Below are 25,761 nucleotides of genomic sequence, written 5' to 3' on the forward strand. Positions count from 1 at the left end.
ATTCCCATTCTTTGCCGCCGCTCGTTATCGTCACTACCAGATACATTGAGAATTGTTTTGTCTCTTCAACGCATCAGGAGCGGACATGGCGAAGAACCCCCCTGTAGGCGATGGTCAACGCAAAGGCCAGGTACGAGAACGCAGCCAGACCCAAACGCCTTCTGGCAACTACGTGAAGCGCGACACCAACACCGGGCGCTTCATGGACGTGAAGTCAGACAAAACCCCATTCAAAGGCGTTCGCAAAGAAAAATGAACAACCCCCAGCGCCGCTCGTTCCTTCGACTCATCCCACGCTCCTGCGTGCCGCTCTGTGCGGGTGCACTGCTGGGGCTCACGCTCATCAGCGTTCCTCAGACATCCGCAGCACGCGGTAGCGGCTACAGCAGCAGCCATGGTTCATCGCAAAGCTACCATGCACCGTCCGCGCCCCGGTCAACCATGCCCAGCTACGGCACCGGATCCAAATCAAGCAGCACCGGCGTGCATGGCTACACCAACAACAACGGCACCTACGTCGCACCACACCAGCGCTCCACGCCCGACAGTTCCTTGAACAACAACTGGTCCACCAAGGGCAACACCAATCCGTATACGGGCCAGCCTGGAACCAAACGCGGTAGCCCCTGGGGCAATTAGGCGCCGCGAACAGCCGGCAGAAGAGACGATCGAATGATCGGTCTTCCATGGCCGTGCGAGAATTCGCCATCCCCCACTGGATGGTGCCCCCTTGAAACACCTGCTCGCCGGCCTGGACAGACTGGATGATTTCGACGAAATCATCGACGTGCGCTCGCCGCTGGAATTCGCCGACGACCACATCCCCGGCGCCGTGAATGCGCCGGTGTTCAGCAACGACGAACGCGCCCGCGTGGGTACGCTGTATCGCCAGTCGCCGTTCGACGCGACCCGCCTGGGTGCCGCGCTGGCGGCGCGCAACATTGCCGCCCACCTGGACACCACCTTTGCCGACCGTCCGCAAGGCTGGCGCCCGCTGATCTACTGCTGGCGCGGCGGCAAGCGGTCGGGTTCGATGACGGTGATGTTCAACATGATCGGCTGGCGCGCGCGGCAACTGGACGGCGGCTACAAGACCTATCGGCGCGCCACGCTCGACCTGCTGGACACGCTGCCGCCCACGCTGCGCCTCATCGTGCTGACCGGCCCCACCGGCAGCGGCAAGACGCGGCTGCTGGACGCCTTGACGCAAGCCGGCGCGCAAACGCTGGACCTGGAAGCGCTGGCGGCGCACCGCGGCTCGTTGCTCGGCGCCTGGCCCGGCATGGCGCAGCCCACGCAAAAGGGCTTCGACACCCATCTGGCCGCCCGTCTGCGTCAACTGGACGCCGCCCGGCCCGTATTCGTCGAAGCCGAAAGCCGCAAGATCGGCGCGGTGGCGCTGCCGGCCGCCCTGTTGGCGGCCATGCATCAGGGCGCCTGCATCGCGGTCACCGCCAGCGGCGCTGACCGTGCGGCCTTTCTGCAACAGGACTACGCACAGCTGTTCGCCCATCCCGATTGGTTCAAATCCCAGCTGCAACGCCTGGTCGGCCTGCACAGCCGCGACACCATTGCGGCATGGCATCGCATGATCGACGAAGGCCGCCGCACCGAGCTCGCGCACGAGCTGATCGAACGTCACTACGACCCCACCTACGCGCGCAGCAGCCACGCCCATTTCACGCAGCTTGCGCAGGCCTTGCCGTGGGTCTTCCGGCCCAACGACGCCGACGTCGTGACGCAAGCGCGCGCCCTGCTCGACACACTGGGCTGAACGCGCGGCCCGGTGGCGGACGGGGCTTCGCCCAGGCATGGAATCGCCGGCGCGGGGGTGAGAATTTTCTGGTTTTCACTCGCTTACCAGTCCTGCAAATCAATGCGGCGCTTTTAAGAATCGTCCTGTTTTTTAGTGTCCTGCCGCAACGCAACATGAAGGCTACCGCTACGTCATCGCCTTTGTCCGAGACGTGCCAGTACGCTTGAACGACGCGGGGGTTCTCCGACCAGGTCCTGTTTGATGTGTATGGGTGCGCCAAGGCCAAGGGCCAAGGAGCCCTTCATGCGCACCCCTCTGAACCCCATCATGCTCGGCCTGCTGGCCGCCACGCTGCCCGTTTTTCCCGCCGCGACCTCTGCCGCGGACCTGGGCCAGGTCTTCGTCAATGACGCCACCGGCAGCACCCAGGTCACGCTGAACAACGGCGACACCGTCACGCATGCCGGCACCGGCGCCGCCATCGATGTTTCCGTTGCCGGCAATGCCGTGCGCGGCGACGGCGTGACCGTCAGCGCCGGCTCGGCTTCGGCCCGGACCACCCTGGGCGTGCGCGCCAGCGCGGGCGGCAGCGTCACCTTGACAGGCAGCACGGTCAAGACGCTGGGCGACGGCCAGGGCGCCCATGGCCTGGCCGCGATCGGCGCCGGCAGCCTGATCACCGCCGGGCAAACCGATGTTTCCACGCTGGGCTCATATTCCCATGGCGTCTACGCGCAGAACGGCGGCCACGTCGACCTGGACGGCGGCAGCGTCACCACGTCGGGCGGCGGCAGCAGCGCCCTGCGCGCCGAAGGTGCCAACGCCATCATCACCGCCAAGGACGTCACCATCGCCACGTCGCTGTACAACGCGGGCGGCGCCTACGTCGACAGCGGCGGCCGCATCGCCATGGAAGGCGGCGCCATCACCGTCACCGGCAATATTGCGCCTGGTGTGAACGTGAATGGCCAGAATTCCCTCGTGACCTTGCGCGGCACCGTGGTCAACGCGGCCAACGGCGCCGGCGCCAGCGTACAAGGCGGCCGCTTCGAGATGGACGGCGGCAGTATCACGTCGAGCGGCGCCGCGGTCATGCTCAGCTCGGGCACCGGCCCGGCCGCCGTCGCCGACATCCGCAACGCCACGCTGACGTCCACCGGCGACGTCAGCTACGGCATCAACATCAATGCCAAGGACACGTCCGCCACCGTGGACAACGTCTCTATCTCGGCGCTGGGCTACCTGGGCACCGGCGTGTGGCTGCCGTCCACCGGCACGGCCTTCACCGCCACGCGCTTCGACATCGCATCGTCGCACGTGGGCATCGACAACCGCGCCGGCGTGGCCACACTGACCGACGGCACCGTCAAGACCCTGGGCAACAACGCCCATGGCCTGTATGTCTCGCGCGAATACGGCAGCTCGGCCACCATCCAGGCCACCCGGGTCAACATCGACACCCAGGGCGACGGTGCCGTCGGCGCGCTGGCCCGCGTGGGCGGCGCCGCCGTCACCCTGGAAGATGTCAACATCACCACCCGCGGCGCCAGCGCCTACGGCCTGTTTGCCAGCGGCACCGGCGCCAGCCTGTCGGCGCGCAACACCGTCGTCAACACGTCCGGCGCCAACGCCTCCGGCCTGTCGATGAGCAACCGCGCGGCGGTCACGCTGGACAACACCCGCTTCACGATGCAAGGCGCGGGCGCCAACGGCATCTGGAGCTACCTGACCGGGGCCGGGCTGAGCAACAGCGTGGTCCTGCGCAACGGCAGCCAGATCAGCACCCACGACGGCGTGGGCCTGCTTGCTTCGGGCGGCGGCCATACCTTCCTGGTGTCGGATTCGAACATCACGACGCGCACGGGCGGCGATATCGATAGCGGCGTGTTGCTGCATTCGCGCTCGGTCACCGTGACCAGCGGCGGCGTGTCGACCGTGATCGAAAGCGAACAGGTCAGCCTGGACGCCTCCAACGCCGTGCTGATCGGCGACGTGCTGGCCGACAGCGGCACCGTGGACGTATCGCTCAAGAATGGCTCGACCCTGACCGGCGCCCTGGTGCAGCGCGGCCCCGGCCGCATCGACAGCCTGACGCTGGACAACGCCAGCGCCTGGACCGTGCGCAATGATTCCAGCCTGGGCACGCTGAACAACGGCGGCACCGTCGCCTTCGCCGCGCCGGCGGGCGGCACGGGCTTCAAGACGCTGACGGTCAACAACTACATCGGCGGCGGCACCCTGGTGCTCAACACGCAGCTGGGTGATGACGCCTCGCCCACCGACAAGCTCGTCATCGATGGCGGCACCACGTCGGGCAATACGTCGCTGCGCGTCGTCAACGCGGGCGGCAATGGCGGCCAGACCCAATACGGCATCCGGGTCGTCGAGACCGTCAACGGCGGCACCACCACCGCCGACGCGTTCCGCCTGGACAGCGGGTCGACCGGCTACCGCGCCAGCGCCGCCACGGTGTCACTGAACGGCTACGACTACAGCCTGGTGCGCGGCGGCAACGGCGGCGTGGCGCCCGACTGGTACCTGACGTCCGACTACACCCCGCCCACGGCGCCGCCGGGCCCCACGGACCCGACCGACCCGATCGACCCCGGTACGCCCGCCCCGCCCATTGCACCGCCCGATCCGGTGCTGCCCGGCAATGGCGGGAAGAACGTATCGCCTGAAAGCGGCGCCTATGCCGGCAACCGCCTGGCCAGCACGCGCCTGTTCACGCACAGCCTGCACGACCGCGTGCCGGCCTATGCCGATGGCGACACGACGGCCGCGACCGGCCGCGGCCTGTGGGCCCGCGTGCAGGGCCGCCATGACAGCGGCTTGCGCATGTCCGAAGGCCGCGTCGATGTCGATACCGACAGCGCCATGGTGCAGCTGGGTGGCGACGTGATCAAGGCGGCCGTCGGCCAGGACGGCGCCGCCTACGCGGGCCTGATGGGCGGCTACGGCGATGCACGCTCGCGCGCCATGTCCACGCTGATGCTGCCCGGCGCCACGGCGCAGACCCGTGCCCGCGCACGCGGCAAGGTCTCTGGCTACGCCGTGGGCATTTATGGCACCTACTATGAAAACGATCTCACCCGCCTGGGCGCCTATGTCGATACCTGGCTGCAGTATGGCCGCTACACCAACCAGATCAGCAGCGAACTGGGGGATGTCCGCTACCGCTCCAACGTCTGGAGCGCCTCGCTCGAAGCCGGCTACGCGATACAGCCCTTCGCGGGCGGCACGGCGTTGCAAGCGCTCGTGGTCGAACCGAATGCGCAGGTGATCCACACCCGCTACGACGCCAAGGACGCCACGCTGCAAGGCACCCGCATGCGCAGCGACAGCGACAACGCCTGGAATTCCCGCGTGGGCGTGCGCGTATATCCGCGCGCCGCGCCCCAGGCCGACAAGCCGGCGGTGCGCCCGTTCCTCGAGACCAACTGGCTGCATAACGGCGGCAACCCCAAGGTGCGCATGGGCGAGAACACGCTGGCGGCCCTGCCCGCCCGCAACGCGCTGGAACTGAAGTTGGGCGCCGAAGGCCGCATCGGCAAGCAGGTGCAGGTGTCCGGCCACGTGTTCGGCCAGGCCGGCAACCACGACCAGCGCGGCTACGGCGGCATGTTCAATGTCAGCTACCGCTGGTAGGCGCCGGGGTGGCGCCGTGCCGGGGTCATACCTCGGCAAGCGCTTTGCCCAGCGCCGCCGTCAGGGTGGCCAGGCTCGTGCGGGTGGCATCATTGATCCCACCCGCCACCAGTTGGTCTTCGGCATGCTGGGTCAGTTGCTGCAGATCACGCGCCAGCACCGCCGCGAAGCCGCCCCGCATGCGGTGCAGCACTTTGCGCAGATCCGGCGCATCGCCCGCGGCCAGCGCGCGCTCGAGCCGGGCCAGGTCCTGGCCCATGGTCTGCAGGAAGACCTCGCGGTACTTGGCGGGTATCGTCGGCACGGCGGGCGCCGTGGGCAAGGAAGCGGCCGGCGACTGACTGCTGTCGGCCATGCCTGCCTGGGCCGCATCGGCCACGCCTCGATAGACCCGCAACTGATGCCACAACAGGCTCAGCTTGATCGGCTTGACCAGCCAGTGGTTCATGCCCGCCGCCTTGCAGCGGGTCTCTTCGTCTTTCAAGGCGTTGGCCGTCACGCCGATGATGGGCACCGCCGCGTCCAGCGCGCGCAAGGCGGCCGCCAGTTCGTAGCCGTTCATGCGGGGCATGTTCACGTCGGTCAACACCACGTCGAAGGGCGCGATGTGCCACTGTGACAGCGCCTCGGCGCCGTCGGGCGCCACCGTCACCTGGCAGCCCAGCTGCTCGAGCTGGTCGCGCATGGTGACCTGGTTGATCGGATTGTCTTCGGCGACCAGCACCCGCAGGTTCAGCGGCGCATAACGTACCGCGACAGTTTCGCGGGCCACGTCGGCATCGCCTGCCGCACAGCGGGCCACGGCGAAGCCGATGCTGAACAGGTCGTGCCGGTCCGCCGGGTAAGGCGTTTCGGCCCGGGCATCGCCGCCCCCTGCCGACACCACCGGCCCGGGCCACGGCATGGCGGGCGTCACGTCGCCGGCGATATGCACGTCGACCAGCACGCCGTCGCGCGCGTCGTCGCGAGGCGCCTCCGCCGGCGCCAGGCAGGCTGAGGCGCCCCAGTGCGCCAACCACAGGCAGATGTTCTCGCTAAGTTCCTTGCGCGAACTGCGCACATAGGCGCGAACGCCCGCCAGTTGCGGCGCGGGCGCCGGCCGCGCCTCGGCCACGTCCAGGTCGATGGCCAGCGAAAAGCTGCTGCCCAGGCCGGGTTCGCTGGTGACCTGGATGTTGCTGTCCATCAGCTCGGCCAGGCGGGCGCAGATCGACAAGCCGATGCCGGCGCCGCGCACCAGATGCGAACCACTGTCGATCTGATAGAACGGCTCGAACAGGCGGACCTGGTTTTCGGCGCTGATGCCCACGCCGCTATCGACCACCTGCATGTGCAGCCGCACCCGGCCGCCCGGCAGGTCTTCGGCCCGCAGCCGCGTCACGACATGGCCGGAATCGGTGAACTTGATCGCGTTGTTGACCAGGTTGTTCAGGATCTGCCTGACGCGTCCGCCGTCGCCCATGACGCAGGCCGGCACCGCCGTATCGACGCAACTGTAGATCACCAGGCCCTTCTGTTCGGCCATGCCGGCGTACGAGGCCACGCAGGCCTGCACCAGCTCGCGCGGATCGAAACGGTCCATTTCCAGCGCCAACTGGCCCGATTCGATCTTGGTGATGTCCAGGATGTCGCTGATCAACTGCTGCAGGATCACCGACGAATCCTGGATGCGATCCACGTGGCGGCGCTGCGCGTCGTCCAGCTGCGTCAGGGACAGCACTTCCAGCGTGCCCAGTACGCCATAGAGCGGCGTACGGATTTCATGGCTCATCGTGGCCAGGAAGGTCGACTTGGCCTCGTTGGCGCGGTCGGCCTGCTGCTTGGCCCGGGCCAGCGTGTGTTCCATTTCAGCGCGGGCGCTGATATCGGCAAACGCGCACAGCACAACGTCCTGCTTCTTGTAGCGGGTGGGCGCGAAGGCAACGAACAGGGGCCGGTCTTCATGCGTGCGAAAGGTTTCGATCGTGCCCGGCCCCGTCGCCCCCAGCACCTGGCGCAGCAGCTTGTCGGCATCCGGCGAATCGTGCAGCTGTTCGCCCACGCCGATGCCCAGCCATTGCGCCGCCAGCGCATTGCCGAACACCACCCGCCCCTCGGGGCGCGACAGCACGCATAAGGCGACCGGCGCCGTATCCAGCACGGTGCGGCTGAATTCCTCGCTTTCGACCATGTCCAGGTGCGCGAGCTCGGCGGGCTGGATCACGCGCCGGTTGTACCAGAACAGATAGCCGGCGCCCGCGGCCAGGCCCACGCCGAACATCAGCAGCACCGCCACCGGCAGCCACATGTTGGCGCGAAAGAAACCGCCATAGCCCACGCGGTAGTAGGCGGTCCAGGTTGCGGTGCGGTCCGCGATACGCAGGATCAGGCCTTGCGTCGTGAAATGGAACCCGGCCTTTGCCACGGGCGGCGGCGAGCCATCGCCGATCAGCACCGTACCGTCCTGGCGCTGCAACCAGAACTGGTCGTATAGCGGCACATTCAACACCTGTTCGGCCACGCTGACGCGGCTGCGGTTGAGCAAGGACACGGCATAGACGTTACGCCGCTGGGTCACCGTGCCGTCCCTGGCATTGAGCGGCAGCATCACCGGCAGCATGGCGATCATGGCATGCGGCAGATCCGGATCGCGCAGCCAGGTCACATTGGCGCCGTCGCCAATGGCGCGATCGTCGGGATCAGTGCCGCCGGATGCCGCCTGCACCGCATCCACCACCGACAGGAAGGTCGCCCGCGTCAGCGGCTCGTAGCCGGAGACGGCCGAAATCGCCGGCACACTCAGGCTCAGTTGCTGGCCCGGCGAAATGACGAACAGCGGCGCCGCCGGATACACCGACGCCGCCCAGCGGGTGGAATAGAAATCCGACATGTAGCCGCCGATGCCGGTGAACACGCCCTTGACCACCGGACAGGCATCCGGGCTTTGGCACAGCAGCGTAAAAGGCATGGCCGCGATCGCATGCTGGCCATCGAAAAATTCCCAAGACGCCCGCTCGAAACCCGAGGTCTCGCTGACCGGCGTCGTGGACACGAGCCGGTGGCCATCCGGATTCTGGCCCTGCGCAAGCAGGCCCTGCAGAATGGCTTCATGGGCGCGGATGTAGCCCGTCAGGATCGAGAAATCGATCCGCAGCTTTTCCTCTTCCTGCTGCAGGATGCGCTGGCCGCCCCAATACAGCACCCCCCCCAGCACCAGCAGCAGCGGCAACACGCCGAACAGCGCGATATTGAGCCGGCGCGACGCGCGTATGACCTTGATGAGCGGCGTATCCAGTTTCATGGGCGGCCTTGCCTAATAGGGTATCGCCTGCGGCAGCCCCGGTGCGGGCGCCGCCTCGTGGCCGGGTTCATGGGCCAGCAGGGCATTGAATGCCGCCAGGTCGACCGCCGCCGAGATCAGGAAGCCTTGGACGCAATCGCAGCCGATGCGGCGCAGGAATTGCAGGTCTTCGAGCGTTTCGACGCCTTCCGCCGTGACTTGCAGGCCCAGCTGTCGGCCCAGTTGCACGGACGACACCAGCGCGGCCGCGCGGACCTCGTCGCCCGCGGCGCCATGGACAAAGGCGCGATCTATCTTCAGCTCGGTGAATGGGGTCGAGATCAGGCTGTACATCGAACTATATCCCTTGCCGAAGTCGTCTTGCGACAGGCCAAACCCCTTCAACCGCAAGCGGCTGGCGCCCATATAGTAGTTGCCGGGCGTCACGGTCATGTCGTCCTCGAGAAGCTCGAATGTTACGTCTTCGGCCGGGATGCCGCTATGGGTGACCTGCTCGTACAGTTCGTCCGGCAACTGCGGCCGGTCCAGCAGGCTGACCGGCAGATTCACCGACACCGGAATGCGATGCCCCAGGCGGCGCCAGGCGCGGCTGGCCGCCAGGCTGTCCTCGAGCATGCGCATCAGCAGTTCCAGGTCCAGCCCATAGTCGCGCACGGTGCGCAGGAACGATCCGGGCATCATCAGCCCCAGCCCGCGGTGGCGCCAGCGCACCAGCGCCTCGGCCCCGACGATGGTGCCCGTGGCGAGCGATTTCTTGGGCTGGAACCAGGCCTGGATGCTGCCGTCGCGCAGAGCGGCCACCACACTCTGGCGGTCCAGCAGGCTGCTCGCGTCGTCCTCATCGCCCGGCGGGGTTGGCGCCGCTTCAAGCGGCCGGTGCCGCAGGCGGTCTGCCAGGCCGGCGATCTGCTCGCGGGTCACGGGCTTGACGAACGCCCCCAGCATCGCAAAGCCGTTTTCCTTGGCCATCAGGCCGATGCTGTTGGCGATCCGGCGGGAACATGCCGTGGCAATCGCCAGGATGGGCCGCAGGTTCAGGCGGGCCAGTTCGTGGATGAACTGGGCCCCGTCCATCCCGGGCATGCTCACGTCCATCACCACCAGGTGATAGCCCTCGTCGCGTATCCGCACCAGCGCGTCGGGCGCGCTCTCCAGGGTATCCACCCGGCCAAAGCCGGCGTCTTGCAGCAGGTCTTTCAACTGCATGCAGTGCAAGGCATGATCGTCCAGGACCAGCACTTTGTAATCGGACAGCCTGTTCACTTCAATTCCTTTGCGATGCCATGCAAGGTTTGCGCCAATGCCATGAACGGCAGCGGCTTGGACAACACCAGCGTCATGCCCGCCGCCAGCGCGCGCTGGGCGACCTCGGCCGCCGAACTCGACGTCAGGCCGATGAGCGGGCCGCCATAGCCGCCGTCCCGCAGCGACCGCGCCAGTTCGAAGCCATTGACGATGGGCATGTTCAGATCGGTCAGCACCAGGTCGAAGCGCTCGGCGTCCCAGCGCCGCAGCGCCTCACCGCCATCGGAGGCCAGCGTGACCGTGCAGCCCAGGTGTTCCAGTTGTTCCTGCAGAATCAGCTGGTTGATGGCGTTGTCTTCAACGACCAGCACCCGCAGCCCCAGATGCCGCGGGCGGGCGCCGTCCTGATCCTGCTCGCCGCTTTCCTCGCCATCCTGCGCCATCCGCACCGCGCGGCAGATGCTGGCCGGATTGCAGGCGCTGGCCAGGCCCAGGCGACCCGTCGAGGCCAGGAACGCATCCTGACCCGCCCCCGGCGCCGACACGCACACCCGCGGCAGGCGCCAGCGCGGCTGCGCCGCGGCGGGTGGCCACGCCTGCACCAGCACGGCGCCCGCCAGGTCGGCCGCATCCACCTGCTTGCGATAGGGCAGCGCGATCGCGCCGCAGGCATTCAGCCAGCTGCACACATTGGCCACCACCTCGGGCACCGCGCCATCCACATAGACCGCGCGCGGCTGCAGCATGACCGGAACGGCGGCCGGGGCACCGCCCGTCGCTGTCGGCAACGTCAGGCAAAACGAAATGCTGGTGCCCAAGCCTTCCTCGCTGATCACGGACAGGGTGCCGCCCATCAGGTCCGACAGGCGTCGACATATCGTCAAGCCCAGGCCCGTGCCCGCGACATCGCCATCCTGGCCCGCTGGCGCCCGAAAATACGGTTCGAACAGCCGCGCGCGATGGCTCTCGCGGATGCCCGGCCCGGTGTCGGCCACCTGAAAGCGCAACCGCACGCGCCCCGGCCCATCGGGCTCGGCGCGGGCACGCAGCACCACCCGGCCCGACTCGGTGAACTTGATGGCATTGCTGACCAGGTTGTTCAGGATCTGCAGGATGCGGATCGCATCGCCCATCGTCGCCAACGGCATGCCGACGTCGGTGATGGCGTACAGGTCCAGCCCCTTGGCCTGCGCCCGAGCCAGGTAGTTGGCCACCACCTGCTCCACCACCTCCGCCGGCGAGAACGCACCGATCTCAAGTTCTTCCCTCCCCGCCTCGATGCGCGACAGATCCAGCGTGCCGTTGATGGTGCGCAGCAAGGTCGACGACGATTGCTGGATGGTCCGCAGGTATTGCTCCTGCTGGCCGGACAGGCCGGTCAGCGCCAGCAGTTCCAGCGTGCCCAGGATGCCGTACAGCGGCGTGCGGATCTCGTGGCTGATGGTGGCAAAGAACATGGCCTTGGACTCGCTGGCCTGGTCGGTGGCCAGCTTGGCGCTGCGCAGGGCGCGTTCAACCCCTTTCTGCGCCGTGATGTCGCTGATGCCGCACAGCACCACGTCTTCGGACTGGTACGTGGTGGCGGCAAACGTCAGGTAGGCGCTGCGGCCGTCGGCCAACGCGTATTCCTTGCCGCCGGTCTCGGCGCCCGCCTGGCGCAGCGTGTCACGCCACTGGTCCTGCTCACCCAGCCACTGCCGCGCTGCCGCGTTGGACAGCAGCAAGGCCCCATCCGCGCGCCGCAACAGGCACAGGCCCACGGGCGCCACTTCCACGATCTTCTGGTTCAGCGCCACGCTGTCGACCAGGGCCTCGTACTGACGCAAGGCGGGCCTGACCAGCCGGTTCCTGATATGGCGCACCGCCAGCAGCACGATGGCGATCAGCAGCGCCGCCACGCCGCCCGCCGTCCAGAACGAGCGCGCGCCGTCCTCCAGCAGATCGCTGATCGGCACGTAGTAGGCCAGCCGCCAGCCCGCCTCGCCCACCGACTTCACCAGCACCAGCGTCTGCGGCCACCAGCCGTCGCCCTGCAATCGAAACGCGTCGTGCGACAGGTGCGCGGCCGTCTCGTCCACGTGCGCCGGCAGGTTGCCGCTGTGCAACGCCATCACGCCATTGCCGTCGTACAACGCATAGCTGGCGCCGCCGCTGGCGCACTCTGCCCGGCCGACCACCGCGCCTAGGCCCCCGACCTCCAGTCCGACCCAGGTGCCCTCGACGCCGTCGATATCCACGGGCGTGTACAGGAACAGCCGGTTGGCCGGGTCCATCGGCGGGCGCAGCCAGACGATAGGCGTGCGGCCGTCCCGCCCGGGTGCGGTGGCATGCTGGTGCAGCGCCTGGGCCAGCCATGGGAAGATCTCGCCCGACAGCGGCGGCCCGTCGTGCGCCGCCTCGTCCCGGGCCGACAGGTGCCTGGCCATCGGGTCCTCCGGCGATACGTACACGACGTGCGCCCGCAAGCGCGCCACATCCGCGCGGTCGCGCGGCGTCAGGATCAGCGCCCATTCATAGCCCCCATTCGTCTCGATGAGCGGGGCGACGCTGATCTGCCCCGTCTCGCCAAACGTGCGCGGCGTGCGCGACACCGGCATGCGATCGGTATTGCGCACCGCCGACGCCGCCACGGACCGCAGCAGCGCTTCGCGCTGGTCGAAATACAGCTGCGCGTTGTATGCGCCGGCATTCATGCGGCGACGGTATTTCGAGACTTCCCCCGTGAACGACCAATAGGCGTACAGCGCCGTTCCCACCAGAATGCAGGCCGTCAGGGCGACGGCGAACAGGTGAAGAAGAAGCATGGGCAAACCAGGGGCCGCCGCCGTCAATGCTTCCCGCATGCGGGGCTTTACGATCATGAATCGATCATAAAATTCGGCGTTGGCGGCAGGGTTGAGAATATTCTCAAAGGCGGTGCGTCCTGCCAGGCTTGCTACCGAAAGGACTGCGTGAATCCGCAAGGTTTCATCGTCCTGCTTGTGGCAACCTGACGCACCAGGAGTCGATCGCGACGATACACTTTTCGCACCGGCTCCCGAACAGGCCCGCAGCTTGCTCCGTCCCCCGCTTCGCACGATTCACACTATTGAAGCAGCCCGAAAAATTGGGGTCCCGGATGCACGCGTTCGCGAGCAACTCAATCTGATGGACCGCATCCGCCGGGCACGCGGCCTTCCCCGGCCCATCCTCTGCCATCACCCCACCGATGTGCCCGACATTTTCATCGGCATGGCACTCGAAGCGCGCGTTCCCGCCGATGCCGCAACCGCTTTCGCGATGAACGTCGAACTCGCTGCCCAAATGCAGCGGCAAGGCATCGATCCCCATCCGCGTTTCGCGGTGCTGTTCAGCGGGTCCGACGCATGAGTTGCTCACCCCGGCAACTGCTCGCAGCGGCTTCGTCTATCGGTATCAAGGGCAATACAGAAGCACCACCTCGCGCCACGGCAAGCCGCGCGCAATCCCACCTTCAGTACCCGGCCAAATCCAGAACAAACCATTTTGGTTTTTAATCTACCAATTTGGTATATCATGCGCACCGTGCATCGCAGGGTGCACACGCCATCCCCCTGGACACACACTGGAGAATCCCCACCGTGAAGGCAACTCTTGCGCTGCTGGCGCTGCTGCCGCTGACGGCCTGCGTCACCGATCAACTGAACAGCGGCTTCGCCCGCCTGCGAGGCCAACCGGTCTCCCTGGCGATGGACAGCCTGGGCGTGCCCAGCAGCGAACGCACCATAGCCGGGCGTCACGTCTATACCTGGACGAACACCGAACTCGTGTCGCGGTATCAGCCGACGACCAGCTACACCACCGGCAAAGTCCCCGCCAAGTCCGGCGATGCGCGCTACTCCGGTTCCACCATCGGCGGTACTACCGTGCAGACCAGCGCCACCTGCAAGATCGACGCCGAAGTCGACGAGCAGCAACGCATCCGCAACATCTCGTACGATGGCACGATCGACGCCTGTGCCAAGTATGCGCAGGCGTTGAACCGCTGACACCTTGACCGACTGATCCGATCCCGGCCCGCGCATGCCGTCGCCAACGCGCCGGGCCCGGGCACTCAAGGAGCCCCCCCTTGCCTGCCGACGCAGACTCCTCCCGCAATCCCGCCAACGCGGTGCCCACCGACAAACACGACCTGCTCGGCGCAGAGATCATCGTGGCGTCGGGCTATCCCGCCGTGCGCGCGCAATTGCCCGCCCTGCTCGTCTGGATGCAGGACATCAACTGGCCCGTCGCCCGCGTGCTGGCGCCCTTTCTGGCCAGCATCGGCGCGCCGCTGGCCGACCACGTGCGCACGATCCTCGCGTCCGATGACCCCATCTGGACCTACAACGTTCTGGCCTATCTGGTCAGTGCATCCGCCCCCCTCGCCATGGCGGTGGAACCGCAGTTGACGCGCCTGGCGGCGCAGCCCAGCCAGGATGAGCGCGACGAAGGCGTCGACGAACTGGCCGGCCAGATCCTGGCAACGCTGTCCTCCCATCGTTAAGAGCACGCCCCCTTCAGGACACCGGATCTTCACGACCCCACGATAACCCCGCCTGTCACCGTTCCATTTGGGCTTCTGGGCATGCCATGAGATAATTGATAACGATTCCCATTTATTTGCAGCCCCAGCCGTGGATTCCACTCGTGACAGCCGGTTTTCCGCCATCTACAAGAATGACCATCCCTGGCTGGAGCGCCGCCTTGTCAATGGCTTGCGCAATCGCGAAGATGCCGAGGATGTCGCGGGCGAGACATTCACGCAGTTGCTGAGCCTGCCCGCGCTGGAACACCTGAACGAACCGCGCGCGATGCTCCTTACCATCGCCCGCCGCATCACCTGGCGGCTATGGCGCCGTCGCGAACTCGAAAATGCCTGGCTGGAAGTATTGCGCCAGCAACCCGCGGCCCTCGAGCCCTCGGCCGAGGAACGCGTCCAGACCCTGCAATCCCTGCAAGTGCTCGACGCCGCGCTTGACGGCCTGTCATCCAAGGCGCGAATGGCGTTTCTGTATAGCCAACTTGATGGCATGACCCACGTTGAGATCGCCGCGCGCCTGAACGTGTCGCCCACGATGGTGCGCAAGTACATCGCCCAGGCCCTGCGCCGCTGCTGCAACGCGTTCGACCTATGACGCCCGCCGAACAGCGCACCCGGGAAGCCGCAATCCAGTGGCAGGTCTGTCTGTCCAGCGGCGCGGCAAGCGAGGCGGACCGTGCCGCCTTCGCCCACTGGCTGGCCGAGAGTCCCAGCCATGAAAGGGCCTGGCAGCGACTCAATGCAGCGCTTGACCAAACGCTCCACCGGCTGAACATCCGTCTGCTCGCAGATGAACATCCGCTACGGCGCTCGCTGGTGCAGCCGCAACTGGCGCAACGGCGCCGGCTGGCCAAACTCGCGCTCACTGGCGGCGTCCTGTTGTTAGGGGCGGGCGCGGCCGACAGGTATGTTCCATTGCGCCACCTGGCGGCGGGTTACGTCACTCGCACCGGCGAAAGGCGCCACGTGGCCCTGCCCGACGGCAGCCAGATGGAGCTGGACGCGCGCAGTGCCGCATCGCTGGCCGGCACAGGGGCGGTCCAGGTGACCGCCGGCACCGCGCTGTTCACTGTAGCGTCCCCGGCCGGCCTGCAGGTGCGCCTGCCGCAAGGCGAGGTCAGACTGACTCCTGGCCAAGCCATGGTGCGCTGCACGGACCGCCGCAGCTTCAGCCTTGTCCTGAGCGGCAGCGCCGAGATTCAAACGCGGTCCGGCGCCCACCAGCCATTGGCGGCCGGTGAAAGCGCATGGTTCGATGCGCGGCAGATCGAGGCACCCCAGACCGGCCAGCAATACCTGGCGGCTTGGCAGCACGGCGAACTGGAGGTGCACGATGCTCCCCTTCAAACCGTGATCGACACACTTGCCCGCTACCGCCCTGGCTGGCTACGAGTTTCGCCCCAGGCGGCTCGCCTGCGCGTCACCGGACTATTCCCGCTCGATGACAGCGACCGGGCGCTGGAGGCGCTGCGCAACACCCTGCCGATCCGGCTCCAGCGCTTGAGCGGGTGGTACGTCATGGTCGACCTTGCTTAAAAAAAAACGCTCAGCAGGTGTTTTTTTCTACGCGGCGATGCACATACCAGGAACGCGTCCTTACGCATCCTCGGAGTGTTCCATGTTGTCCCTAAGGTTTCCTGCCGCTTGCGTGCTTGCGGCCGCCGCCGGCGCCACCCAGGCCCAGTCGTTGCGCCACTACGATCTGCCCGCAGGTCCGCTCGACATCACGCTAACGCAGGTCGCACGCGTCGCGGGCGCCGTCATCTCGTTCCCCGCCCACCTGGTCACCGGTAAGTCCGCCCCGCCTGTTTCCGGCCGGTTCACGGTCGAGCAGGCCACTGCGCGGGCGCTCAGTGGCAGCGGCCTGGAACTGCGCCGAGCGCAGGACGGCACCCTGACCATCGTGCTCTCCAACACGGCGACGCTAGCACCGGTGACCGTAGAGGCCAGCCTGGGCGCGACCACCGAAGGCACCCATTCGTACACCACCGCCTCCATGGCGACGGCCACCAAATTGGCACTGTCGCCGCGCGAGACGCCACAGTCGGTCAGCGTCGTGACGCGCCAGCAGATCGAAGACCGCGGCTTTCAGTCTCTCGACGATGTGGCCCGCGACGTGCCTGGCCTGACGACACGCCAGATTGGCGGCGGTGAACGCACCCAGTTCTTCTCGCGCGGCTTCGAGATCAGTTCCTTTCTGGCCGATGGCGTGCCGCTGGCGTACGACTACGACACCCAGGGCGTAGCGACACTCGCCATGTACGACCGCATCGAAGTGCTGCGCGGTGCCGCGGGCATGATGACCGGCGCCGGCAATCCGTCGGGCACCATCAACCTGGTACGCAAGCGTCCCACGAGCCTCCCGCAATTCTCGGTGACCACCAGCGCTGGCAGCTGGGACAACTACCGCGGCGAGGTCGACGGCGGCGGTGCGCTGAACCAGAGCGGTAACGTACGCGCGCGCGGCGTCATCTCATACCAGGACTCCAACACTTTCAAAAAAGCCTACGAACACCAGCGCCAGCTGTACTACGGCACGATCGAGGCCGACATCACCGCCCGCACCACGCTCAGCATCGGCGGCTACTACAACCGCGAAGACAGCCCCGGTGCCGACTGGAATGGCCTGCCCACCCGGCGCGACGGCAGCTTCTACGACTTCAAGCGATCCACCCGCCTCTCGCCGGACTGGGCCTACTGGAACAAGGAGAACACCAGCTTCTTCGCCGAGCTCGACCACCGTTTCGACAAGGACTGGTCCGGCAAAGTCACGGCGCGCACGCTGCGCGCACGCATGAACATGCTTGGCAGTTATCTCTATCCCCTGGAAGACTCCGAATACTTCGGCCAGGGGCTGGGGCAGTATGACTACGACAAGACGCAATACAGCCTGGACGCCTATCTCAGCGGCCCCTTCACGCTGCTGGGACGCAAGCACGAACTTGTGCTGGGCGGCAGCTTCCTGAAGAACCGCGACAACGACGGCCCCGGCGGATGGCCGAGCGCCTACGACATGACCGTGGATCCCGAAAGCTGGAATTCCAGCGCTGTAGCCAAGCCGCAGTTCGACTATCCCTGGTCGCGCAAAGGCTACCAACGCCAAGTGAGCGGATACGCCACCACCCGCCTGAGCCTGGCGGACCCGCTCACCCTCATGCTGGGTGCACGGCTGGACTGGTACGCGTACGACATGACGCTGAAGTCGGGCGACTACGTCAGCCCGCCGGCCGGCTACACGGTCAATCACGAGCTCACGCCCTACGCGGGGCTGATCTACGACCTGGACTCGCATCACTCCGTCTACACGAGCTGGACCAGCGTGTTCCAGCCGCAAGGCAGCCAGTCGGCCAGCGGCACGCCGCTGGACCCCGTCATCGGCACCAACCTGGAAGCGGGCGTCAAAGGCGAGTACTTCGACGGCCGTCTGAACGCCAGCGCCGCCGTGTTCCAGATTCGCCAGCGCAACCGGCCCGTCGCGCTGGACACATCCGCTTGCGCCCCCGGAGTGATCGAGTGCTACGCGCCCTCGGGCAAGGTCGAGAGCCAGGGCTTTGAAGTCGAGGTGGCCGGCGCCCTCACGCCCGGCTGGCAGATTTCGGCCGGCTATACCTTCAATCGATCCAAATACCTGGAAGCCTCGGGCAGCAACCCTGCCGGCGCGCCCTACGATACGCAGACCCCACGCCATCTGTTCAAGCTATCGACCATGTACACGCTGCCAGGGGCGCTGAACGCTTGGCGCGTGGGCGGCGCCGTGCGCATGCAAAGCGCTATCAGCCTGCCGGCCTATCGCGTACGTCAAGCCGGCTACAGCATCTGGGACGCCGTGGTCGCGTATCGCGCCAGCCCGCAGCTCGACCTGCGCCTGAACGTCTACAACTTGTTCGACAAGTACTACTACCAGGCGATCGGCAGCACCCAGGACAACAACCATTTCGGCACCCCGAGGTCGTTCCTGCTCACGGCGAGGTACACGTTCTGACCGAGGCTTCGGCCCGCGGCCCTGCGGGTGCCCATTAAGGATGCCGCATGTACCGGGCCGCGTAACAAAAGTAAATAAATCAGAACGGCGCGGCGAACACCCCGTCTGCGCCTGACGCCTGGCCACGCGCTCGTCAATGCCTGCCGCGCTATGAAGCGCCCTCGCTTTCCCCGAACCTTGCCCGATGGGAACCCCGGCAAAACCGATTTGCCGACAAAAAAGGGGTGCGAACAGGCTGTTGAATCCACACCACACCCCCACTCGCCAGGCGCACAAGCTGCTGGCATGATGCGGCGCGTAGGAAACCTGTCTGGCATCTGAACAAGGAAAACAAACGTGCGATTCAGCTTTTTCAAGGCCCTGCTGGCCGGCCTGATCGGCGCCGTGCTGAGCGGCTGCACCACCTGGGATGTGGCGATGATGCGCCACAAGGGCAAACCCGTGAACGACATCGTGGCCGAATGGGGCGTCCCCGATCGCGTCTACGCCAGTGACGACCTGCCGGTCGGCCAACTGGTCTACCAGTGGCAGACCTCCGGCGAAGTCTCGTGGGATGAAGCCGTCGGCACCTTCTACGTGCCCCCGCCCGGCGGCGTCAGCTACGGCTTCGGCAACAACACCGGGACCCTCTATCAACGGCGCACGGGCGTGGCCAGCTGCTACACCATGCTCCACGTCAATGAGCAAGGCATCATCGTCGGTGGCGACCTCGTCAACCACGGCACGACGTGCAAGATGTGGTGATGGCAACGCGCCGCGCGCCGCCCCTGCGGCCGCCAGCCCGCCCCACCTCGGACAACCCGCGAACCCATTCCCGATGACGACCATGAAAGCCACCTTCGCTCCCTTGATCGCCCTGGCCTTGCTGGCCAACCCCGCCTTCGCCGCCGAAAAGAAACCCACGCCCGGCGACATCTCGCGCGCCATCGCCTATGCCGACGTGATGCGTGCCTTTGCCTATGGCGAACAAGCCGAGAAGTACAAGGCACGCTACGACAAGATCGGCCCCAGCCAGGACGGCCTGGAAGCCATGACCAACGCCGCCAACCTGATGACCCTGGCCAACCAGGCCATGCGCGCCGCCTGCGCGCGTGAACCGCACTACGTCGAGAAAGGCATCGAGGCGTTTCGTTGCAGCAAGATCAAGTAGTCGGCTGACGGACGTGCCAAACGAAAAAGCCCGCAGAACGAAAGTTCTGCGGGCTTTTATTCAGCTTGGCAAAGCCAGGCTGAGAATCTGGCGGAGATGGTGGGATTCGAACCCACGATGCAGTTTTTAGCCACATACTCCCTTAGCAGGGGAGCCCCTTCAGCCTCTCGGGCACATCTCCGAAGAGAACGAGATTCTAGCACGACTTTTTAACGGTTTTTCCCTGGCGGGGCCTGCCCGAGAAAAAAATCGTGCCGGAACTGCGATCCTCAGGCCTTGGTGGCGGGCGCCTGGTCCAGGCCGAAGGCCTTGTGCAGTGCGCGCACGCCCAATTCCATGTACTTGTCGTCGATGATGACCGACGTCTTGATTTCGCTGGTGCTGATCATCTGGATGTTGATGCCTTCTTGCGAAAGCGTCTGGAACATCAGGCTGGCCACGCCGACGTGCGAGCGCATGCCGATGCCGACGATCGAGACCTTGGCGACCTTCTCGTCGGTGGACAGCTCGCGAGCGCCCACGGCGGGGATGACTTCGCGCTTGAGCAGGTCGACGGCGCGGGCGAACTCGTTGCGGTTCACGGTGAACGAGAAATCGGTCGTGCCGGCCACGGACTGGTTCTGCACGATCATGTCGACATCGATATTGGCGGCGGCAACCGGGCCCAGGATCGAGAAGGCGATGCCGGGCTTGTCGGGAACGCCCAGCAGGGTGATTTTGGCTTCGTCGCGGCTGAAGGCGATGCCGGAGACAACGGCGGCTTCCATTTTTTCGTCTTCCTCAAAAGTAATCAGCGTGCCCGAAACCATTTCCTGGTCGAGCGGGATGAGCGGGTCGGTCAAGGACGACAGGACCCGCGTCGGCACACGGTATTTGCCGGCGAATTCCACCGAGCGGATCTGCAGGACCTTGGAGCCCAGCGACGCCATTTCCAGCATTTCCTCGAAGGAAACGACGGCCATGCGGCGCGCTTCGGGCACCACCCGCGGATCGGTCGTGTAGACGCCATCCACATCGGTGTAGATCAGGCATTCGTCGGCCTTGAGCGCCGCCGCCACGGCCACGGCCGAGGTGTCGGAACCGCCGCGGCCCAGCGTCGTGATGTGGCCTTCCGGGTCCACGCCCTGGAAGCCCGTGACGATGACCACGCGGCCGGCGTCGAGGTCGGCGCGAATGCGGGCGTCGTCGATGGACGTGATGCGCGCTTTGGTGAACGACGAATCGGTGCGCACCGGCACTTGCCAGCCCGCGTAGCTGCGGGCGGCCACGCCTTCGGCTTGCAGCGCGATGGCCAACAGGCCGCTGCTGGCTTGTTCGCCGGTGGCGGCGATCATGTCGAGCTCGCGCGCGTCGGGCTGGGGCGTAATTTCGCGGGCCAGGCCGAGCAGGCGATTGGTTTCGCCTGCCATGGCCGAGGGCACCACGACAACCTGGTGGCCGGCAGCGTGCCACTTTGCGACGCGTCGCGCCACGTTCCGGATGCGCTCTACCGAGCCCATCGAAGTACCGCCATATTTATGAACGATCAGGGACATCTCGTACTCTGGCTGGGAACCCGCCGCAAGTGTTGACGGGCAAAACCTCATATTCTATCGCGGCGGTAAAAATTTGCGCAGCGCGTGGAATTTTCTTTCCATTCCACGGTCATTTTTCGCGGATTTTGTCGTCTTTCGCTGAATTTTCCGGCTCTGGGGCCGGGACCGGACGCGGATTCGCCGACCGTTGGCCATCGAGGGGCCGGGCTTCCAGCCACACCCGCCCCCGGTGACAACGGATCACGTGCCCGGCCTGCTCCACCCGCAACTGGCGGTCGTGCCCCAGGCTGTGCAGTTCACGCAGTTGGCGCAGCACATCGCGCAGGCGTGCATCGGTGGGCATGCGGGCGCCGTTCTGCGCCAGCCAGTAGCGCAGCGCCTGGGCCTGACGCGCGGGCGACAGTTTGCGCCAGGCGGCCAGCGAGAAACTGGCGCCGTCCGGCCCGGGCTCCAGGCCGGCCAGGTCGTCGCGGGCGACTTCGTCCAGGATCTCGGCGGCTTCAGCCATGTGGCGGGCGTGGCGGGCGACGATGGCGCGCCAGCCAGGCCAGCGACCATCCAGCGCGGGCGCCAGCAGTTCGCGCAAGGCGGCGCGCGTGTAGCGGGGATCGGCGTTGGTGGGGTCCTGCACCGGCCGCCAACCGGTGGCGTCGGCGAATTGGGCGGCGGCTTGCAGGATGGCGTCCCTGCCCTCGTCCAGCCAGGGGCGCAGGTAGGTCAGGCCATCGCGGCGGGTCAGCGGCGCCATGGCCGCCATGCCGGCCAGACCCGTGCCGCGCAACAGGCGCAACAGCACGGTTTCAGCCTGGTCGTTGCGGTGATGGGCCAGCAGCACCAGCGTCACGCCATCCTCCCGGGCCAGGCGGGCCAGGGCGGCGTAGCGGGCGTCGCGCGCGGCGGCCTCGATGCCCTTGCCGGTGGCCTCGTCCACCTGAACCCGCGCCAGCCGCAGCGGCAGGCCCAGCAGATCGGCCAATACCCGCACTTGCTGGCTCCAGCCATCGGCAGCCGCCTGCAGGCCATGATGCACGTGGAACAGCAGCGCCTCGACGCCCGCGGCGCGGGCCACGGCCGCCGCATGCACGGCCAGCATGGCTGAATCGGCGCCGCCGCTGACGGCCACGGCAATGCGCTCCGGCGGCTGCGGCAGGGACTGCAAGGCACGCCGCAAGGCGGCGGCCAGGTCAGGCGATACGGGATAGGGAAACGACTGCCCCGCGCTGGCCGCGTCAGACGGATCGGATGCGGCGGGGGGGCGGGTCATGGCGGACGGCGCGAAGAGAGCCTGGCCGCGGCGCCGGCACGAGCCGGCGCGCGGGGCGCTCTTAAGCGCGCACTTCCTGGAAGGCGCCGTAGGACAGCACGCGCTGGACGCGCTGTTCCACGAGCTGCTCGGGCGTCATGCCCTGCAGTTGGCGCAGGGCATCGCCCAGCGCGCGGCGCAACAGGCGCGCCATGACGCGCGGGTCGCGGTGGGCGCCGCCCACCGGTTCGTTGATGACGCGGTCGACCAGGCCCAGGTCTTTCAGGCGCGGGGCGATGATGGCCAGCGCTTCGGCGGCCTCGGGAGCCTTGTCGGCGCTGCGCCACAGGATGGACGCGCAGCCTTCGGGCGAGATCACGGCGTAGGTGGCGTACTGCAGCATCAGCACGGCGTTGCCCACGGCGATGGCCAGGGCGCCGCCCGAGCCGCCTTCGCCGATGATCGTGACGATCACGGGGACCTTCAGTTCGGCCATGGCGTACAGGTTGTGGCCGATGGCCTCGGACTGGCCGCGCTCTTCGGCGCCGATGCCGGGATAGGCGCCGGGGGTATCCACGAAGGTGAACACGGGGATGCCGAACTTTTCGGCCAGGCGCATCAGGCGCAGGGCCTTGCGATAGCCTTCCGGACGCGGCATGCCGAAGTTGCGGGCGGCGCGTTCCTTGGTGTCGCGGCCTTTCTGGTGGCCGATCACCATGCAGGGCGTGCCGTTGAAGCGCGCCAGGCCGCCCACGATGGACTGGTCGTCGGCGTACATGCGGTCGCCGTGCAGTTCGTGGAAGTCGGTGAAGATTTCGCGCACGTAGTCCAGCGTATAGGGACGCTGGGGGTGGCGGGCGACGAGCGCCGTCTGCCAAGGCGTGAGCTTGGCGTAGATTTCCTTGGCCAGCGACTGGCTCTTCTGCTGCAGACGCCCGATCTCGTCGGAGATGTCTACCGCCGAATCGGCCTGCACGTAGCGCAGCTGCTCGATCTTGTTTTCAAGCTCGGCGAGCGGCTGTTCAAATTCCAGAAATGTATTGCGCATGTAGTGTGGTTCCGTAGATGGGCGACCTGGTTTGCGTCAGTATTGGACCGGCGTCGGTTCCAGACTGCGCCACAGATACCAGGTAGCCACGGTACGCCAGGGTTGCCACGCCAACGAGACTTCGCGAGCCTCGAAGCGCGAGACAGGCTCGCCGCTGAAATAGTGTAGCGAGATTGCCTTGAGCAACCCAGGATCATCCAGCGGCAGAACATCAGGCCGCTGCAGATTGAAAATCAAAAACATCTCCGCCGTCCAGCGTCCGATGCCCCGGATGGCGGTCAATTCAGAAATAACGGCTTCGTCGTCCATGGCCGCCCATTTTTCAGGGTGGACCCGGCGTTCGCCGAAATGCACGGCCAGGTCCAGCACGTATTCGGCCTTGCGCTGCGACAGGCCGGCATTGCGCAGGCCTTCCAGGCCCACCCGTAGCACTGCCACGGGGGTGGGCCGCTTGCCGGCGGCTTCCAGGAACTTGTCCCAGACGGCGTCGGCCGCCTTGGCCGAGACCTGCTGGCCGATGATCGCCCGCGCCAGCGTCACGAAAGGCGTGCCGCGCGAGGTCAGCCAGACCTCGGGGTGCTGGGGGATGATCTTTTTCAGGATGCGGTCGCGCCGCATCAGGTGGGCGACGGCGGCCTCCCAATACTCAGGCTTGGGAATGTCGGTATCTACGATGGACATGTGGGGCGTTTCCTGGGGGTTCACGCCCGACGCCACTGCGTCAGGCCGCCCGGTTTGTCATCGAGTTCGATGCCGGCATCGCGCAGCTCGGCGCGGATGCGATCCGCCTCTGCGAAGTTGCGGGCCGCCTTGGCGGCCGCGCGGGCGTCGATCAGGGTCTGGATGGCGTCGGCGTCCAGTTCGCTACGTACGCCTTGTTCCATCGCGGCCGCCGAATAGCGGGTGGACGACTGGAAATAGGCGGCCGGGTCCTGTTGCAGCAGGCCCAGCAGCGAGGCCAGCGCCTTCAGCTGGCCGGCGCTGCGCGCGCTCTTGCTGCGGTTGGCCTCGGACGCCAGTTCGAACAGGGCCGCGACCGCGCCGGAGCTGTTGAAGTCGTCATCCATGGCGGCCTTGAAGGCCTGCGCCTGGGGGTCGTTCCAGTCGATGCCCTGGTCGTCGGCCGGCACGTTCTGCAGCGCCTGGTACAGGCGGTCCAGCGCGTTCTGGGCGTCGACCAGGTTGTCCGGCGTGTAGTTCTGCGGGCTGCGGTAGTGGTTGCGCACGATGAAGAAACGCACCATTTCGGCTTCGCGCGGGTTGACCCGGTAATCGGCCTGGTCGGCCGCGGGGTCGCCCTGGGCGATGGTCTGGCGGATGGTGCGGAAATTGCCCAGCGATTTGGACATCTTGTCCGAATCGACCATCAGCGGGCCGCAATGCATCCAGATGTTGGCCAACACGCCGCCGAAAGCGCCTTCGGTCTGGGCGATCTCGTTTTCGTGGTGCGGGAATTTCAGGTCGGGGCCGCCGCCATGGATGTCCAGGGGCAGTCCCAGCAGCGATTTGCTCATGGCCGAGCATTCGATGTGCCAGCCCGGACGGCCCATGCCATAGGGCGATTCCCACTTGGTGTCGGCGGGTTCTTCGGCCTTGGCCGATTTCCACAGCACGAAATCAAGCGGATCGCGCTTGGACGAGCCCACTGCCACGCGTTCGCCGGCGCGCAGGTCGTCCAGCGTCTTGCCGGACAGCTTGCCGTAGCCTTCGAAGCCGCGCACGGCGTAGTTCACGTCGCCGTCGTCGGCCTGGTAGGCCAGGCCCTTCTGTTCGAGCTTGCCGATGATGTCGAGCATCTCGCCCACGTACTGGGTGGCGCGCGGCTCGCGGTCGGGCGTGTCCACACCCAGCGCGCGCTCGTCGGCGTGCATGGCGGCGATGTAGAACTCGGTGACTTCACCAATGCGGCGGCCGGTTTCGACGGCGCGGCGGATGATCTTGTCGTCGATATCCGTGATGTTGCGCACGTAATCGACGGCCAGGCCGCTGGCGCGCAGCCAGCGCTGCACCACGTCGAACGACACCAGCATGCGGGCATGGCCCAGGTGGCAGAAGTCGTACACGGTCATGCCACACACGTACATGCGCACCTGACCAGCCTGGGCCGGCTTGAACGGTTCTTTGGTACGCGATAACGTGTTGTAGATTTGCAGCATGGCGCTTTTGAGGTTGTCCAAATTTTTTCCGAGGCGGCTGCGGAAAACGTTGTGCCCGAAGGACGATACCTTCAGGGCTTGCCGCCGAAGGGTTGCCGACCTTGCCAGGATTGCCGCCCGCGGGGTTCAAGCCCAGGGGGTTCAAGCCCAGGGCTTGCCCACCCCGACACACTTGTCG

The 25,761-nt window shown here is 66.5% G+C and carries 20 protein-coding genes and 1 tRNA gene; 12 read left to right on the forward strand and 9 right to left on the reverse strand.

The genetic code is table 11. From position 1 onward, the window contains the following. Nucleotides 1–85 precede the first annotated feature (85 nt). The 4 genes from AC3WMR_RS20530 to AC3WMR_RS20545 all read left to right on the forward strand — a co-directional run bounded on the left by AC3WMR_RS20530 (nucleotide 86) and on the right by AC3WMR_RS20545 (nucleotide 5,404). Nucleotides 86–256, forward strand: coding sequence for a hypothetical protein (locus tag AC3WMR_RS20530; protein WP_198529726.1), 171 nt, complete (start codon nucleotides 86–88; stop codon nucleotides 254–256). Next, complete coding sequence (locus tag AC3WMR_RS20535) at nucleotides 253–639, forward strand: hypothetical protein (RefSeq protein ID WP_492264557.1); 387 nt, start codon at nucleotides 253–255, stop codon at nucleotides 637–639. The genes AC3WMR_RS20530 and AC3WMR_RS20535 overlap by 4 nt, the downstream gene beginning before the upstream one ends. A 91-nt stretch (nucleotides 640–730) precedes the next feature. Next, entirely contained in the window at nucleotides 731–1,774 is a 1,044-nt protein-coding gene (gene mnmH, locus AC3WMR_RS20540; RefSeq protein WP_492264556.1) for a tRNA 2-selenouridine(34) synthase MnmH, read from the forward strand. Nucleotides 1,775–2,059: 285 nt separating this feature from the next. Continuing rightward, nucleotides 2,060–5,404, forward strand: coding sequence for an autotransporter outer membrane beta-barrel domain-containing protein (locus AC3WMR_RS20545; protein WP_492264555.1), 3,345 nt, complete (start codon nucleotides 2,060–2,062; stop codon nucleotides 5,402–5,404). A 25-nt stretch (nucleotides 5,405–5,429) separates the two neighbouring features. Here AC3WMR_RS20545 and AC3WMR_RS20550 read toward each other — a convergent pair whose 3' ends face one another. Genes AC3WMR_RS20550 through AC3WMR_RS20560 form a run of 3 tightly spaced genes read right to left on the reverse strand, consistent with a single transcriptional unit; the run spans nucleotide 5,430 to nucleotide 12,733 of the window. After that, nucleotides 5,430–8,684 carry a hybrid sensor histidine kinase/response regulator gene (locus AC3WMR_RS20550; RefSeq protein WP_492264554.1) on the reverse strand — a complete coding sequence of 1,085 codons (3,255 nt, stop codon included), beginning with the start codon at nucleotides 8,682–8,684 and terminating at the stop codon, nucleotides 5,430–5,432. 12 nt (nucleotides 8,685–8,696) lie between these two features. Then, entirely contained in the window at nucleotides 8,697–9,890 is a 1,194-nt protein-coding gene (locus AC3WMR_RS20555) for an EAL domain-containing response regulator (RefSeq protein ID WP_492264757.1), read from the reverse strand. A 53-nt stretch (nucleotides 9,891–9,943) separates the two neighbouring features. Beyond that, the gene (locus AC3WMR_RS20560; protein ID WP_492264553.1) at nucleotides 9,944–12,733 is read right to left on the reverse strand and encodes an ATP-binding protein; all 2,790 of its coding nucleotides are present in this window, start codon (nucleotides 12,731–12,733) and stop codon (nucleotides 9,944–9,946) included. A gap of 343 nt (nucleotides 12,734–13,076) precedes the next feature. Between AC3WMR_RS20560 and AC3WMR_RS20565 the strand changes: the two genes are divergently transcribed. The 8 genes from AC3WMR_RS20565 (at nucleotide 13,077) to AC3WMR_RS20600 (ending at nucleotide 19,601) form a co-directional block, all read left to right on the forward strand. Then, nucleotides 13,077–13,298, forward strand: coding sequence for a hypothetical protein (locus AC3WMR_RS20565; RefSeq protein ID WP_492264552.1), 222 nt, complete (start codon nucleotides 13,077–13,079; stop codon nucleotides 13,296–13,298). Nucleotides 13,299–13,528: 230 nt separating this feature from the next. Continuing rightward, nucleotides 13,529–13,936 (forward strand): hypothetical protein, encoded by a 408-nt coding sequence (locus tag AC3WMR_RS20570; RefSeq protein WP_157838806.1) that lies wholly within the window; start codon nucleotides 13,529–13,531, stop codon nucleotides 13,934–13,936. A gap of 80 nt (nucleotides 13,937–14,016) precedes the next feature. After that, nucleotides 14,017–14,433, forward strand: coding sequence for a DUF5071 domain-containing protein (locus AC3WMR_RS20575; RefSeq protein ID WP_492264551.1), 417 nt, complete (start codon nucleotides 14,017–14,019; stop codon nucleotides 14,431–14,433). 130 nt (nucleotides 14,434–14,563) lie between these two features. Beyond that, the gene (locus AC3WMR_RS20580; protein ID WP_492264550.1) at nucleotides 14,564–15,064 is read left to right on the forward strand and encodes a sigma-70 family RNA polymerase sigma factor; all 501 of its coding nucleotides are present in this window, start codon (nucleotides 14,564–14,566) and stop codon (nucleotides 15,062–15,064) included. Further along, entirely contained in the window at nucleotides 15,061–16,005 is a 945-nt protein-coding gene (locus AC3WMR_RS20585) for a FecR family protein (RefSeq protein ID WP_492264549.1), read from the forward strand. The genes AC3WMR_RS20580 and AC3WMR_RS20585 overlap by 4 nt, the downstream gene beginning before the upstream one ends. Before the next feature lie 82 nt (nucleotides 16,006–16,087). Then, complete coding sequence (locus AC3WMR_RS20590; RefSeq protein WP_492264548.1) at nucleotides 16,088–18,451, forward strand: TonB-dependent siderophore receptor; 2,364 nt, start codon at nucleotides 16,088–16,090, stop codon at nucleotides 18,449–18,451. A 336-nt stretch (nucleotides 18,452–18,787) separates the two neighbouring features. After that, complete coding sequence (locus AC3WMR_RS20595) at nucleotides 18,788–19,195, forward strand: hypothetical protein (RefSeq protein WP_492264547.1); 408 nt, start codon at nucleotides 18,788–18,790, stop codon at nucleotides 19,193–19,195. An 82-nt stretch (nucleotides 19,196–19,277) separates the two neighbouring features. After that, nucleotides 19,278–19,601, forward strand: a complete 324-nt coding sequence (locus AC3WMR_RS20600; protein WP_492264546.1) for a hypothetical protein — start codon at nucleotides 19,278–19,280, stop codon at nucleotides 19,599–19,601. A gap of 88 nt (nucleotides 19,602–19,689) precedes the next feature. On the opposite strand, the gene AC3WMR_RS20605 is transcribed toward AC3WMR_RS20600, so the two are convergent. The 6 genes from AC3WMR_RS20605 to cysS all read right to left on the reverse strand — a co-directional run bounded on the left by AC3WMR_RS20605 (nucleotide 19,690) and on the right by cysS (nucleotide 25,583). Continuing rightward, nucleotides 19,690–19,782 (reverse strand) — tRNA-Ser (locus AC3WMR_RS20605). 88 nt (nucleotides 19,783–19,870) lie between these two features. Then, the gene (locus tag AC3WMR_RS20610) at nucleotides 19,871–21,136 is read right to left on the reverse strand and encodes an aspartate kinase (RefSeq protein WP_025137988.1); all 1,266 of its coding nucleotides are present in this window, start codon (nucleotides 21,134–21,136) and stop codon (nucleotides 19,871–19,873) included. A 109-nt stretch (nucleotides 21,137–21,245) separates the two neighbouring features. Continuing rightward, complete coding sequence (gene tilS / locus AC3WMR_RS20615) at nucleotides 21,246–22,307, reverse strand: tRNA lysidine(34) synthetase TilS (RefSeq protein ID WP_492264756.1); 1,062 nt, start codon at nucleotides 22,305–22,307, stop codon at nucleotides 21,246–21,248. A gap of 154 nt (nucleotides 22,308–22,461) precedes the next feature. Continuing rightward, nucleotides 22,462–23,427: an acetyl-CoA carboxylase carboxyltransferase subunit alpha gene (locus tag AC3WMR_RS20620; RefSeq protein WP_492264545.1), complete on the reverse strand. Its 966-nt coding sequence runs from the start codon at nucleotides 23,425–23,427 to the stop codon at nucleotides 22,462–22,464. 36 nt (nucleotides 23,428–23,463) lie between these two features. After that, nucleotides 23,464–24,108, reverse strand: coding sequence for a DNA-3-methyladenine glycosylase family protein (locus tag AC3WMR_RS20625; RefSeq protein WP_025137991.1), 645 nt, complete (start codon nucleotides 24,106–24,108; stop codon nucleotides 23,464–23,466). Nucleotides 24,109–24,128: 20 nt separating this feature from the next. After that, a complete protein-coding gene (gene cysS / locus AC3WMR_RS20630) occupies nucleotides 24,129–25,583 on the reverse strand; it encodes a cysteine--tRNA ligase (RefSeq protein ID WP_175192871.1) in 1,455 nt (484 codons plus the stop codon). Between the last annotated feature and the right edge of the window lie 178 nt (nucleotides 25,584–25,761).

Source organism: Achromobacter sp. FW305-C-28, assembly GCF_058783235.1.